This window comes from Nocardioides sp. LS1 (assembly GCF_003865225.1).
Taxonomy (GTDB): domain Bacteria; phylum Actinomycetota; class Actinomycetes; order Propionibacteriales; family Nocardioidaceae; genus Nocardioides; species Nocardioides ginsengisegetis.
The window spans coordinates 617678-630793 of the sequence record NZ_BIFF01000001.1; the positions used below are offsets into that span (position 1 = coordinate 617678).

The 13116-nt window shown below is 71.1% G+C and carries 15 protein-coding genes; 12 read left to right on the top strand and 3 right to left on the bottom strand.

Translation table 11 applies throughout. The features are described from left to right. Nucleotides 1-24: 24 nt before the first annotated feature. From EJF31_RS02965 to EJF31_RS02975, 3 genes are read left to right on the top strand one after another with little or no spacing between them, the layout of a single operon-like run. Nucleotides 25-498: a hypothetical protein gene (locus EJF31_RS02965; protein ID WP_125035592.1), complete on the top strand. Its 474-nt coding sequence runs from the start codon at nt 25-27 to the stop codon at nt 496-498. Beyond that, a complete protein-coding gene (locus EJF31_RS02970) occupies nt 495-2006 on the top strand; it encodes an aldehyde dehydrogenase (protein ID WP_125035593.1) in 1512 nt (503 codons plus the stop codon). The genes EJF31_RS02965 and EJF31_RS02970 overlap by 4 nt, the downstream gene beginning before the upstream one ends. Before the next feature lie 12 nt (nt 2007-2018). Continuing rightward, a complete protein-coding gene (locus EJF31_RS02975; protein WP_185736114.1) occupies nt 2019-2588 on the top strand; it encodes a TetR/AcrR family transcriptional regulator in 570 nt (189 codons plus the stop codon). A gap of 3 nt (nt 2589-2591) precedes the next feature. Here the strand turns inward: EJF31_RS02975 and EJF31_RS02980 are convergent, their stop codons facing one another. Genes EJF31_RS02980 through EJF31_RS02990 form a run of 3 tightly spaced genes read right to left on the bottom strand, consistent with a single transcriptional unit; the run spans nt 2592 to nt 4742 of the window. Beyond that, nucleotides 2592-3356, bottom strand: coding sequence for an SDR family NAD(P)-dependent oxidoreductase (locus EJF31_RS02980; protein ID WP_125035595.1), 765 nt, complete (start codon nt 3354-3356; stop codon nt 2592-2594). Further along, entirely contained in the window at nt 3353-3694 is a 342-nt protein-coding gene (locus EJF31_RS02985; protein ID WP_125035596.1) for a ferredoxin family protein, read from the bottom strand. Before EJF31_RS02985 ends, EJF31_RS02980 begins: the two co-directional genes overlap by 4 nt. A 52-nt stretch (nt 3695-3746) precedes the next feature. Then, nucleotides 3747-4742, bottom strand: a complete 996-nt coding sequence (locus tag EJF31_RS02990) for an NAD(P)/FAD-dependent oxidoreductase (protein WP_125035597.1) — start codon at nt 4740-4742, stop codon at nt 3747-3749. 221 nt (nt 4743-4963) lie between these two features. Here EJF31_RS02990 and EJF31_RS02995 point away from each other — a divergent pair, with 221 nt between their 5' ends. From EJF31_RS02995 to EJF31_RS03030, 9 genes are read left to right on the top strand one after another with little or no spacing between them, the layout of a single operon-like run. Next, the gene (locus EJF31_RS02995; RefSeq protein WP_125035598.1) at nt 4964-6232 is read left to right on the top strand and encodes a Rieske 2Fe-2S domain-containing protein; all 1269 of its coding nucleotides are present in this window, start codon (nt 4964-4966) and stop codon (nt 6230-6232) included. Between the two features lie 45 nt (nt 6233-6277). Further along, entirely contained in the window at nt 6278-7240 is a 963-nt protein-coding gene (locus tag EJF31_RS03000) for a catechol 1,2-dioxygenase (protein ID WP_125035599.1), read from the top strand. Next, nucleotides 7237-8133 carry an alpha/beta fold hydrolase gene (locus tag EJF31_RS03005; RefSeq protein ID WP_125035600.1) on the top strand — a complete coding sequence of 299 codons (897 nt, stop codon included), beginning with the start codon at nt 7237-7239 and terminating at the stop codon, nt 8131-8133. Before EJF31_RS03000 ends, EJF31_RS03005 begins: the two co-directional genes overlap by 4 nt. A 27-nt stretch (nt 8134-8160) precedes the next feature. Beyond that, a complete protein-coding gene (locus tag EJF31_RS21745; RefSeq protein ID WP_185736115.1) occupies nt 8161-8304 on the top strand; it encodes a hypothetical protein in 144 nt (47 codons plus the stop codon). Nucleotides 8305-8344: 40 nt separating this feature from the next. Beyond that, complete coding sequence (locus tag EJF31_RS03010) at nt 8345-9217, top strand: alpha/beta fold hydrolase (RefSeq protein WP_125035601.1); 873 nt, start codon at nt 8345-8347, stop codon at nt 9215-9217. After that, on the top strand, nt 9214-10200 hold the full coding sequence (locus EJF31_RS03015; RefSeq protein WP_221767433.1) for a zinc-binding dehydrogenase: 987 nt from the start codon (nt 9214-9216) through the stop codon (nt 10198-10200). Before EJF31_RS03010 ends, EJF31_RS03015 begins: the two co-directional genes overlap by 4 nt. A 44-nt stretch (nt 10201-10244) precedes the next feature. Further along, complete coding sequence (locus tag EJF31_RS03020) at nt 10245-11018, top strand: hypothetical protein (RefSeq protein ID WP_125035602.1); 774 nt, start codon at nt 10245-10247, stop codon at nt 11016-11018. Beyond that, entirely contained in the window at nt 11015-12337 is a 1323-nt protein-coding gene (locus tag EJF31_RS03025) for a M20 family metallopeptidase (RefSeq protein WP_221767434.1), read from the top strand. The genes EJF31_RS03020 and EJF31_RS03025 overlap by 4 nt, the downstream gene beginning before the upstream one ends. Next, on the top strand, nt 12334-13098 hold the full coding sequence (locus EJF31_RS03030; protein WP_125035603.1) for an IclR family transcriptional regulator: 765 nt from the start codon (nt 12334-12336) through the stop codon (nt 13096-13098). Before EJF31_RS03025 ends, EJF31_RS03030 begins: the two co-directional genes overlap by 4 nt. The last annotated feature ends 18 nt before the right edge of the window (nt 13099-13116 follow it).

Sequence of the window (13116 nt, forward strand, 5' to 3'; positions counted from 1 at the left end):
GTGTCGACCGCCGGAAGGACCCTCATGACCCTCGCGACCTCCAAGACCACGCTGCCCACCCTCGGTCTCGTGACGACCGCGGTCCCCGTCGTCGCAGTCGCCTGCTTCGGCGTGCACGTCGTGCTTCTCGTGGCGACCGGGACGTCGATGCTGACGCTGGCGGTCACGATGCTCGTGCTGTCGGGCGTTTGCGTCGCCTGCACCTGGCGGGCGGGATCGACGCACGGTCGTCGCGACTACACGGTCGCCGCGACTGTGGCCCTGACGATGATCGTGGTACACCTGCTGCTGATGCCGTCGGGTGCCGAGGGCGGCCACGGCCTGGACCACGCCGCCATGGGGCATGCGGCCATGCAAATGAACTCCTCGTCGGAGGGGCTGCTGTCGTCCGGCGCCGTCTACGCCCTGATGCACGCGGGGGTGGCCCTCGCGGCGGTGCAGGTCGTGCTGGCCGTCGGAGCAGCACTGCGTCCGCGTCAACAACGGAGCACCGCATGAGCGCGCCGGGCCGCAACGCGTACGCGCCGAAGGCCGACTACCGCCAGCTGATCGGCGGCGACTGGGTTGCCGGCTCCGGGACGTTCGAGGCGATCGACCCGAGCGTCGGTGCCCCGTGGGCGCTGCTCGCCCAGGGGTCGGCAGACGACGTTGAGCGAGCGGTCGCCGCTGCGAAGGCCGCGTTCGGCGGCTGGCGGCTGACAACGCTCGATCGCCGTCAGGCCATCCTGCTCGAGATCGCCGACCGCTTCGAGGCCGACAGCGAGCGGTTCGCGTCGCTGCTGGCGACCGAGAACGGTCGCCCGATCCGCGAGGCGTTCATCGCCGACATCCCGACAGTGCAGGCGATCTTCCGGTTCTACGCCGGCGCGATCCGGGCGTTCAACGGCGAGCAGATCCCGCTGGCTAACCCCGACACGCTGTTGTACACCAAGCGCGAGCCGCTGGGCGTCGTGGCGGCAGTACTGTCGTGGAACTCGCCGATCATCACGTTCGCCAACAAGGTCGCGCCTGCGATAGCAGCTGGCAACACGATCGTGGTCAAGCCGTCGGAGTACGCCTCGGCGAGCATCCTCGAGCTCGCAGCCGTTATCGGCGACGCCCTGCCGGCAGGTGTGCTGAACATCGTGACGGGCGTCGGACCCGAGACCGGCGCTGCGCTCGTCTCCCACCCCGACATCGCCAAGATCACCTTCACGGGCGGTCCGGCGACGGCCACCGCCATCCTCGGATCGGCCGCCCGCACCCTCACGCCCAGCCTGATGGAGCTCGGCGGCAAGGGGCCCATGATCGTCGCGGCCGACGCCGATCTCGATATCGCCGTCCAGGACGCGGTGATGGGCATCTACCTGGCCAACGGAGAGGCGTGCATCGCCTCGTCGAGGCTGCTGCTGCACGACGACATCCACGACGAGTTCGTCGCCCGCTTCAGCGAGATCGCGCGCAGCATCACTGTCGGCGACGCGACCGACCCGGCCAGCGAGATGGGGCCGCTGGTGTCGCGGCAGCAGTTCGACCTCGTCCGCGGTCACCTCGACGGTGCCCGCGCCGAGGGGGTGACGGTGCTGGTCGGCGACGAGCCGCTCGACCTCGACGCCTCGCTGTCGGGCGGCTTCTACCAGCGGCCCGTCCTGCTCGCGGATCCCGACGGCAGAGCCACCATCACGCGCAGCGAGGTGTTCGGACCCGTCACGGTCGCCGAGCGGTTCAGCACTGATGACGAGGCGATCGCGCGAGCCAACGCGAACCGCTACGGCCTCGCGGCAGGCATCTGGACCAACGACCTGCGCCGCGCGCACCGCATGGCCGACGAGCTGGACGCTGGGATCGTGTGGGTCAACCGTTGGTTCGACCTGCCCCCGGGGATGCCGATGGGCGGCCGCGGCGACAGCGGGTTCGGCCGCGAGCTGTCGTTCGAGACGCTGCGCGAGTACACCGCGGTCAAGTCGGTCAACATCGACCTGAGCACCGCGCGTCCGCCTCTGTGGGGGTTGTCGGGCCAGGCGTGATTGTCTGGTCCTGTGAACCTCTCTGATCGCGCCACCGACGGCGAGGCACTGTCGAGCAAGGACCGACTGCTCGACGCCGCGATCCAGATCGCGGGCCGGGAGGGTCTGTCGGCGGTGACCTACCGTGCGGTGGCTGCGCGGGCAGGGGTCACCCACGGTCTGGTGCGGCACCACTTCGGCACCCGCGAGCAGCTGCTCAACGAAGCCTTCCGCCGTGCCGCCGAGCAGGACTCCGACGGCGTCCGACTGAGGGTCGACACCATCGAGGAGTTCGCCTCGACGTTCGTCGAGGCGTTCAACGAGTCGTGGGAGCGCTCGGTGCTGCAGTTCGACGAGACGACGCAGGCCATCCGCGGTGCGTTGCCGATGGATAACATCCGTCAGCAGTACGAGGGCTACATCGACAAGGTCGGCCAGACGTTCGCCGCCGTGGGCATCGATGACCCCGACGGTCGGGTGGCGGCCCTGGTGTTCGCGGCGCTCGACGGCCTCGCTCTGCAGCACCTGATCTTTCGCGAGGACCTGCGCACCGAGCGCGTGCTCGACGTCCTGCGCGACATCCTGACCCGCCTCGCCGACTGACGGTCAGCGGGCGGTGTAGCCGCCGTCGACGAATACCGTCGAACCAGTCGTCCACCCGGCCTCGGGAGCGAGCAGGCCGGCGACGGCGTGCCCGACGTCGTCGGGGCTGCCCCATCGACCGGCCGGGATCGAGGACGTGAACGCGACCTCGGCTGCGCGATCGGCCTCCGTGCCGTGCTGCTCTGCGTTCATCGGGGTGCGCACCGGGCCTGGGGCGACGCAGTTGATCGTGACGCCGTCGACCGCCACCTCGAGCGCGATCGACCGGGTCATCGCGGCCACGGCGCCCTTGGTCGCCGCGTAGCCCGCGCGGTCGGCCGCTCCCACCGACCCGAGCACTGAGCCGATCGTCACGATGCGGCCGTGCTGCTGCTCGACCATCGTCGGCAAAACCGCACGGACGGCGAGCCAGGTGCCCACCACGTTGATCTCGAGGGCGGCCCGCAGCTCGTCCACGCCGAGGTCGGTGACGCTGCCCCGCGCAAGGCGGCCGGCAGCCGTCACGAGCCCAGCGACCGGGCCCCATCGCTCGGCGCAGACGTCGACGGCGCGTGCCAGGTGGTCCGGGTCGGTCGTGTCGCCGGCCACGGCGACGATCGTCGCCGGGTCGGCCCCCGAGTCGACCAGCTGCTCCAGCGCGTCGTCCGCCCGTCCGCGGTCACGTCCCAGCAGCACGACTGGGCGTCCGTCGGCGACGAGCCGCCGGGCCACGGCGAGACCGATCCCGCTGGTGCCGCCCGTGACGACGACCGGACGCGGCACGGTCATGCGCTGTAGTCGGCGGTGAACGGCGTGTCGACGCCGACAGGGCCGAGCTTCTGCGATCCACCCGGGTCGCCGAGCGCCTCGTCGCGACCCGGCAGCGGCAGCTCGAAGAAGGCGACCGAGTCGGCCAGGAACTCGCCGAGCTCGGGATCCTTGCGCGCCTTGCGGTCGACGAACACCGCGCTGACGGGACACTCGACCTCGCAGGCGCCGCAGTCGATGCACTCGTTGGCGTTGATGTAGCTGCGGCGGTCGCCGATGTAGATGCAGTCGACCGGGCAGACCTCGATGCACGAGCGGTCGAGCACGTCGATGCAGTCGGATCCGATCACGTAGGTCATCAGATGCCTCCTTCGTTCGGGGTGTCGGCGGGATGCGTCGGTGGTGGTCGGCTCAGGCGCCGTCGGTCGAGTGGCCGGGGAAGAGCACGAGATCGGGGTCGAGGTCGACCGCGACGTGGTTCATCGCGGTCGCGACCTCGCCGAAGCCGACCGACATGAGCTTGACCTTGCCGTCGTAATCGGTGACGTCGCCGGCGGCGTAGACGCGCGGCAGGTTGGTGCGCCCCGACCGGTCGACCGCGATGGACCGGCCGAGCAGCTCGACGCCCCACTCGCGCAGCGGACCGAGGTCGCTGATGAACCCCAGCGCCGCGATGACGTGGTCGCACGCGACGACGGTCTCGGTGCCGTCCTTCGCCCGCAGCGTCACCTTCTGCAGCATCTCGGCCGCAGGATCGCCGTGGAGGGCCACGACCTCGGTGTCGGTGTGGATCGCCGTGGAGCCGGTGCGCACGCGGTCGAAGGTCGCGGCGTGGCCGCGGAAGGCGGCGCGGCGGTGCACGAGCGTCACCGAGCGGGCGATCGTCGCGAGCGCATCGGCCCAGTCGAGGGCCGAGTCGCCGCCGCCGACGATGACGACGTCCTGGTCGGCGTGCTTGGACGGGTCGACGACGAAGTACGACAGGCCGTTGCCGACCCACTCGTCACCCGTGCCGAGCGCGCGCGGCGTGGGTGTGCCGATGCCGGCGGTGATAACCACCGCTCCGGCCCGCAGCACCGTCCCGTCGTCGAGGGTCAGCACGGGTGAGCCGTCGACGTGCTCGAGCGTCACCGCCTGGCGTCCGAGCAGGTAGGTGGGCTCATACGTGTCGGCCTGCTCGACGAGGTTGGCCACGAAGTCGCGGCCGCGGATCGACGGCAGCGCCGCGACGTCGCGGATCTGCTTCTCGGGGTAGAGGGCCATGACCTGGCCGCCGGCCTGCGGCAGCACGTCCACCACGACGGTCGACAGGCCACGGAAGCCCGCGTAGTAGGCGCCGTAGAGGCCGGTCGGGCCGGCGCCGACGATGACCACGTCGGTCTCGATGACGGTGGACGGTGCGCTCACGACAACTCCTCGATAGGCGATCAGCGGTGGGTGATCCGGTCCGACGGACTGTAGGTCGGGCGACCGGCCACGACACCGGTTCGGGATCGCTGAGCGGAATCCCCGGCCGGTTCCTGCTCGTCCGGCGGCGAAGTCCGCTGGGCGAACCACGTCGGTTGTCGTGCCGGTGCTCCGGTGGTCTGCTGAGGCACCCGCGACCCCGAGGACCTGGAGCAGAGACGATGAGCGAGACGCTGGATTCGCAAGCCGCACCTGCGGCCGAGCGCGCCCCCAAGAAGGCCGCACCAACCTCGGAGCGCACCAAGACGCCCGCCCAGCGCAAGCGCGAGGGCCACCTCCCGGGACGCCAGGACTGGTCGAGCTGGCCCCACTACCAAGCGGCGGCTGCCGGCTTCCGCGGCTACTGGTACCCCGTCGTCTACTCCTCGCAGGTCGGCGAGCGGCCCGTGCGCATCAAGCTGCTGGACGAGGACATCTTCGTCATCCGCGACAAGGGTGTCGTGCGGGGCATGGCCAACCGGTGCCCGCACCGCGGCGTCCCGCTGAGCTACGGCAACAAGCAGTTCCCCGGTACGATCTCGTGCGTCTACCACGGCTGGACCTTCGACCTCGCGACCGGCGACCTCAAGGCCGCCATCACCGACGGCCCCGAGTCGCCCATCTGCGGCAAGGTCACCCAGCCGACGTACCACGTCGAGGAGCGCCTCGGAATGGTCTGGATCTTCGTCGGCGACGGCGAAGAGCCGCACCCCATCGACGAGCAGCTGCCCGAGGAGCTCGTGAGCAACGCTGCCGTCATCGGCTCGCGCATCATGCCGCGCGAGGGCAACTGGCGCTTCGCGTGCGAGAACGGCTACGACGAGGGTCACGCCAAGTACCTGCACCGCACCGCACTGTGGCGCCTGTTCAAGGCCATGCCGGTGTGGAACACGACCAAGATCGTCAAGCGCGGCCGCTGGATCTACCGCGTGCAGCAGGAGCAGTACTGGGACGCCGACTTCCCAGGGCTGGGCAAGTGGACCGGTCAGGCCTGGTACAAGTCGAAGCCGCCCACGACGACGACCAACATTGGCAACACGCGCTCGCACCGTGAGGTCAACCCCGTCATCGCCGAGCAGGACTTCCCGGGCTTCGCCTCGGTGTCGATGCCGGGCGTGCTGCGCATCGCGTACCCGACCTTCATCCACTACGAGTTCTACGTGCCGGTCGACGCCGACAACCACCTGTACGTGGGCGTCATGGCCGACTTCAAGAAGGGGCTCAAGACGATCCCGTTCTACTTCAAGTACCTCGGCGCCGTCCGCTGGCTCTTCCACGGGCAGTTCTCGGGCCAGGACAAGTGGATGGTCGAGGTCACCGACGCCCCGCCGGAGAAGCTCTACCGTCCCGACGACTCTCTGCTGCAGTGGCGCAGGCTCGCCGAGGACACCACCGAGGACCGAGTCGACGCGCTGGCCGAGCAGGGCATCGACGTGCCCGAGCCCGCCTGACCCCCACCCACGACACCGAGCATTGACCGAAGGGCAAGGAGCACCATGGCATCGATCGTGCTGGGAGTGGCGGCATCGCACTCCACCCTTATGAACACCCACTGGGACAAGGTGGTGCACACCGAGCGGGCCGAGGCCTTCCGCGACGGGTTGGCCGCCGCGCGCGACCGGATCGCCGCCGCGGCTCCGGACGTCGTGGTGCTCGTGGGCTCGAACCACTTCCGTGGGTTTTGGCTCGACCTCATCCCGTCGTTCACGATGGGCGTGGGTGAGGTGATCGCCGCCGGTGACGGCGGCACCCCCAAGGGGTCGCAGAAGACCGATCCCGAGTTCGCCCAGGCGCTGGCCCAGCAGCTGGTCGACCGCGGCACCGAGGTCGCGATCTCGGCTCGCCTGCAGATCGACCACGGCCAGGCGCACGCGATCCAGTACCTGCTCGACGGCATCGACGTGCCGGTGGTGCCGCTGGTCGTCAACGTGTTCGCGGCGCCGCTGCCGACGATGCCCCGCGTGGCCGAGCTGGGTGTCAACATCACCCGTGCGGTCGCCGAGATCGGCGGCGACAAGCGGGTCGTCGTCATCGCGTCGGGTGGCCTGTCGCACCAGCTCCCGTGGCCCAGCGACTGGACCGCCCCGGACGGCGACGACGAGGAGTTCCTGGTCGACGCCTGGCTCAACGGACGGGGCGAGTGGGAGCGCTTCGACACGCGTCGCCGCGAGATCATCGTCTCGGCGCAGCCCACGATCTTTCCCGACTTCGACGAGACGTTCCTCGCCGACCTCGAGAAGGGCGAGATGCGCCAGTACGCCGAGCTGACGTCCGCACAGATCGCCGAGCGGGCCGGCAACGGTGGCCAGGAGCTGCGCACGTGGATGCTGATGATTGCCGCCCTCGGCTTCGCGCCGGGCAAGGCGCTGGCCTACGCCGAGATGCCCGAGTGGCTCACCGGCATGGGCGTCGCCGTGATCGAGCCCACCGAGACCACGACCCAGGACGGAACCCGATGACGACCGACAGCGCAGCGCCCGCGCTGACTTCGCCGGCGGCAGGTCCGGCGCCCGAGAGCAGGTTCGCGGCCGTCGCCGGCGTGACCTACCACTACTACGAGCTGGGCTCGGGGCCCGACACGATCTTCCTGCACGGCGGTGGCCCCGGCTGCACGGCGTGGAGCGACTTCGGACCCGTGGCGCCGTACTTCACTGCCGACCGGCACTGCGTGCTCGTCGACATCCTGCAGTACGGGCAGTCCGAGAAGTGCCTCATCATCGGGCCGATGTGGGACTTTCAAGCCGCCAAGACCATCGCGCTGATGGACGAGCTCGGCATCGAGAAGGCCGACTTCGTCTGCAACTCGTGGGGCGGCACGATCGCGCTCAACCTCGCGGCGCTCTACCCGGACCGGGTGCGGTCGCTGGTGGTGACGGGCAGTATGCCGGTGTTCTACGGCCCCCTCGCACCGCTGCCCGAGCGCGGCCACCGGGGCCGCACGGCCCGCGACGTCTACTACGGCGGCGAGGGGCCGACCCGCGACAAGATGCGCAAGCTCATCACGTCGCTCGAGTGGTTCGACGCTGACCGCCTGCCCGAGGAGACCCTCGACATGCGGTACGAGCAGAGCCTCGACGAGGGCGAGCGCGGTCTGGCCGCGATGTCGGACTCGCCGCGCGGCGACTGGCAGGACCTCACCGACCGGCTCGGCCAGATCGAGGCACCCACGTTGTTCATGTGGGGCCGCGAGGACGCCTTCCTGACGCCCGATTACCCGATGATGCTGGCACGCATGGTGCCGCGGGGCAACCTGCACGTCATGGACCACGTCTCGCACCACCTGCAGGAGGAGCGTCCCGGCGCCTTTCACGCCGTCGTCGACGGCTTCCTGCGCGCCATCGACCACCGCTGAGACCCGCCCATCCAGGAAGAGGCATCCATGAAGCTCATCATCATCGCGCTGGCCGCGGTCGCCGTCCTCGGCGGCGGACGGTTCGTCAGCCACCGGCTCGCGACGCACCAGCGCGTTGTCCCCAACCCGCTGGCCCGCATCAACACGCAGGTCCACCGCATCAACCAGTGACCACCCGCGGCATCGCGCCGCGGACGAGGAGAGACCCGACATGACCCAGGAACTGACACGCACGATCTGGACCGAGCTCGCCGGTCTCGACTTCTCGATCTCGACCGTCGACGCCGGTGGCGTGCCGACGCGCTCGCTGCAGGCCGGGCACGGTGACGAGACGATCGTCTTCCTGCACGGCACGAGCGGCCACCTCGAGGCGTTCATGCGCAACATCAAGCCGCACGCCGAGCGCTACACCGTGCATGCGATCGACATGCTGGGCCACGGCTACACGGGCAAGCCCGACTACCCGTACGAGATCCCGCGCTACCGCGACCACCTGCTCGACTACTTCGACGCCGTCGGCATCGAGAAGGCCCACATCGGCGGCGAGTCGCTCGGCGGCTGGGTCGGCGGACGCACCGCGATCGACAACTCCGATCGGGTCATCTCGCTGCAGCTGCTCGCGGCCGGGGGCACCGTGGCCAACCCCGAGATCATGGAGCGCATCCGCACCAGCACACGCCGGGCTGTCGAGTCGAACGACGTCGAGCTGACGCGCAAGCGCATGCACCTGCTGATGCACGACCCAGCCAACGCGACGGAGGAGCTCGTGGCGGTGCGACACGCCATCTACCAGCAGCCCGACTTCGTGGCCAACATCGACAACCTGCTGTCGCTGCAGGACATGGACACGCGGCTGCGCAACATCCTGACGCCCGACCAGCTGGCGCAGATCACGGTGCCGACGCTCGTCGTCTGGGGACGCAACAACCCCTTCGGCGACGTGCCGGAGGCCAATGCCATGCACCAGAACATCCCCGGCTCCGAGCTGGTGCTGTTCGACGACTGCGGCCACTGGCCCCAGCACGAGCAGGCCGACAAGTACAACGAGCTCAGCCTGGCCTTCCTCGAGAAGCACCCGGCGTGAGCGACACGATGCGCGCCGCCCGCATCCACCGGTGGGGCGACGCGCCCGTCGTCGAGGACATGCCCGCCCCCGTCGCGGGTGAGGGCGAGGCGCTCGTGCGGGTCGAGGTGGCGGCGCTGTCGCACCTCGACGTGACAGTCGCGCGCGGCGACTTCGGCATCAAGCCGAACCTGCCCTACGTCGGCGGCGTCGAGGGCTGCGGCGTCGTCGTGACGTCCGAGCGGTTCGCGCCGGGCACCCGGGTCATCCTGCGGGGTGGCGGCATCGGGCTCATGCGTGACGGGACGTGGGCCGAGCTCGTGGTCACGAAGGACAAGACCCTCACGGAGCTGCCCGAGGGGCTGGCGCCGGAGGTCGGCGCGACCTTTTTCCAGCCGACGACGACGGCCCACACGGCCCTGCACGCCGTCGGTCGCCTCGGTGCCTGGCTCGCCGACGTCCCGTCCGCCGCCGACGAGCACGTCGTCGTGGCCGGTGCGGCGGGTGCGGTCGGCTCGATGGTCGCCCAGCTGGCTCTCCGCAGCGGGGCGACCGTGACGGCCCTGGTGGCAGACGAGTCCCAGGTCGAGCGCGTCGCGGTCGGTGCGACGGTCGTGGTGGCCGGCGACGACCAAGCCGTCGTGGCGCTGGCCGCCGACCGCCCGGCGACACTGCTGGTCGACACCTTGGGAGGCGCCGACCTGCCGGCTCGCGCCCGCTGGGTCCGGCCCGGGGGCCGCGCGGTGTCGATCGGCTACGTCGCCGGCGACGACGTGCGTCTCGGCCTGTCTAACTGGCTGCTCGACGACGTCGCGCTGCTGCCGGTCAACATGATCCGGCGCGAGCGCGAGGCCCGGGCGCTGCTGCCCGAGCTGGCAGTGATGCTCGTCGCGGGCGATCTCACCCTCGACTTCGAGACATTCGGCATGGACGACCTCGGGCGCGCGCTTGAGCTACTGCGCGACGGTCGGGTGCGGGGTCGCGCAGTGGTCCGGCCGGCGTAGGCAGCATCGTGGACGCCGTTCAGGACACCGCCCGGGATCACGCCGTGCAACACGCGGCTGAGCGGCTGCGGCACGCCGACTCGGTGCACCGTCCGTGCGACTCCGTCGGCGACCTGATCGGCGAAGACCTCTCGGCCGCCTACGCGGTGCAACGGCTTGTGACGGAGCTCCAGGTCATCGGGGGAGCGGTCCCGTGGGGGCGCAAGGCGCTCGGGCTCGCGCTGACCCACGGCGGGCCGTCCATCGCCGCCGGGACGCTCGTCGACTCGATGGTCGTGCGCGACGAGGAGCAGGTCACGCGCCGTGACCTCGTGCAGCCGCGGGTCGCGGTGCGCGTCTCGGTGCGCCTGGTGCGGGATCTGCCGGGCGGTGCGAGCGCCCGGCAGGCTCGCGAGGGCGTGGGCGCCGTGGGTGCCGCTTTGGAGATCGCCGACCTGAGGGTCTCGGCCGAGCAGGCCACGGCGGCCGACGTCGTCGCCGACAACGCCGGCGCGGCCCTGGTCGTCCTCGGCCCGGAGCGGTCACCGCGCGAGTCGCCGGGCCCGTGGTCGGCGCGCTTGCTGCTCGACGACGAGGTCTCGGGGCCCACGGTCGACGCCACGTGGGCCGACACCGTCCACCGTCTGGTCGAGCTCGCCGGCGTCGTCGGCGAGCACGGCCAGCCGCTGCGAGCCGGGGAGGTCGTGCTGCTCGACTCCTTCGGCTCGGCGGTCCCCCTGACGGGCGACGGCACGTACGCTGCGGAGGTCGACGGACGGGTCGTCGCCTCGATGCGGTTCGGCGCATCGCGCCCGACACGTCCGGGGGAGATGCCGTGAGCGGACGCACGTCGGTCGAGGCCTCCGTCGCCGCGGTGCTCGAGCACGTGACGCGCGACCTGCTGCTCGACGCGGTGCGCGGCATGGTCGACATCGCCAGCCCGACGGGCGGCGAACGTCCCCTCGCCACGTGGATCGCCGGCACGCTCGCCGCCAACCGCGTGGATGCGGCCGTCCAGCCCGTCGACGCGCACCAGGCCAGCGCCGCCGCGACCGTGCCTGGCGGCGACGGACCCTCGCTGATGCTCTACGCGCCGATCGACACGTTCACGGCAGGCAACGAGAGCCTCGACGTCCCCGGCGCCTCGGCGACCTGGCGCGACGACCTGCGGCCTGTCGCCGTCGTCGACGGCGACGTCGTCGAGGGGCTCGGCGCCGGCAACCCCAAGGGACACGCGGCCGTCGTCATGGCGGTGCTGCAGGCATTCCGCGCCTCGGGCGTCGTGCCGCCGGGCGACGTGGTGGGAGGCTTCGGCGCCGGCGGTATGCCGTCGTTCGCCGTGCCGGGCGTCGGCGACCCCGAGCGCGTCAACACCGGGCACGGCGTCGGTGCGGCGCTGCTGCTCGAGCGCGGGTTCACGACCGACTACGCGGTCATCGCCAAGCCCGGCTGGCACGTGCTGCACGAGGAGGTCGGGCTGGTCTGGCTCGACGTGCTGGTGCCGGGCCGGCACACCTATGCAGGCAGCCGTCACCGGCTGCCCTACAGCAACGCCGTCGCCACGGCTGGTCGCGTCGCGATCGCCCTCGAGGAGTGGCTCGACGGCTACGCCGCGCGCCACGAGCACGCGACGATGCTGCCGCAGGGCATCGTGTCGTCGGTGCACGGAGGCTTCGACCGGCTCGCCGCCTCGACCCCCGCCGAGGTGCGGCTGCGGCTCGACCTGCGCCTCACGACGCAGCAGACGCCCCCGGGCGTCGTGCGCGAGGTGCGCGACGAGCTGCGGCGGCTCTCCGAGCAGTTGGGCGTCGAGCTGCGGGTGCGGCAGGTCGCCGCGATCCCGGCGACGCACACGCCGACTGACTCGCCGGTCGTGCGGGCCGCCGTCGAGGCGTTCGAGGCCGTGGACGGACGCCCCCACCAGGTCACGACGGGCAACAGCGGAGCGACCGATGCCAACATCCTGCGCATGCGCGGCGTACCCACCGCCCGGGTCGGCATGCCCAAGGTCGCCGCCACCCCCGATGGGGGCGAGATCGACTTCTCGCGCGGCATGAACCTCGTCGACCTGGTGGCGATGCGGCAGCTCGCCGAGGTGCTGGTGCGCACCGTGATGCTGCTCCCGGGCGCCCACGACGGGTCGGGCGGACAGCGATGACCGTCGACGACGCCCGCGACGGGGGTGCCAACAGCGTCCTCGGCAAGGCCCGGCTGATCCTGGAAGCCTTCGAGCTCGACGACGACAGCCTCACGCTCACCGAGATCGTCGCGCGCACGGGCATCTCGAAGGCTACGGTTCACCGCCTGAACCAGGAGCTGCTGGAGTGGGGGATGCTCGAGCGGATCGGCCTGGAGTACCGCCTCGGCATGCGCGCGTTCGAGCTGGGCACCCGGGTGCCCCGGTTCCGTGTGCTGCGCGACGCGGTGCGTCCGTACATGGAGAGCCTGCACCACCAGACCCGTGAGGCCGTCCACCTGGCGGTGCGCGACGGGCTGGAGGTGCTGTACCTCGAGAAGGTCGCGGGTGCCCCGCAGTCGGCCCGGCCCTCGCGCATCGCCGGCCGCCTGCCGCTGCACTCCACTGCGACGGGCAAGGTGCTGCTGGCGTTCGGCCAGCCCGGGCTCGTCGAGGAGGTCATGGGCGGCGGCCCGCTGCAGCGGGTGACGCCGACGACGATCGTGCTGCCCGGGCTGCTGCTCGACCAGCTGCGGCGGGTGCGTGCCGACGGTTACGCCACCGAGATCGAGGAGACGACGGCCGGCTACGGCTCGGTCGCGGTGCCGATCTTCGGTGCGAGCGGCATGCTGCTGGCCTCGCTGTCGCTGACCACCCCGGTGGTCCGGTCCGACGTCGCGCGCCACGCCGCCCTCCTGCGCTCGGTGAGCCAGAAGGTCGCCGCGGGCCACGCCATCAACTGACCCTACCCCCGGACAGGT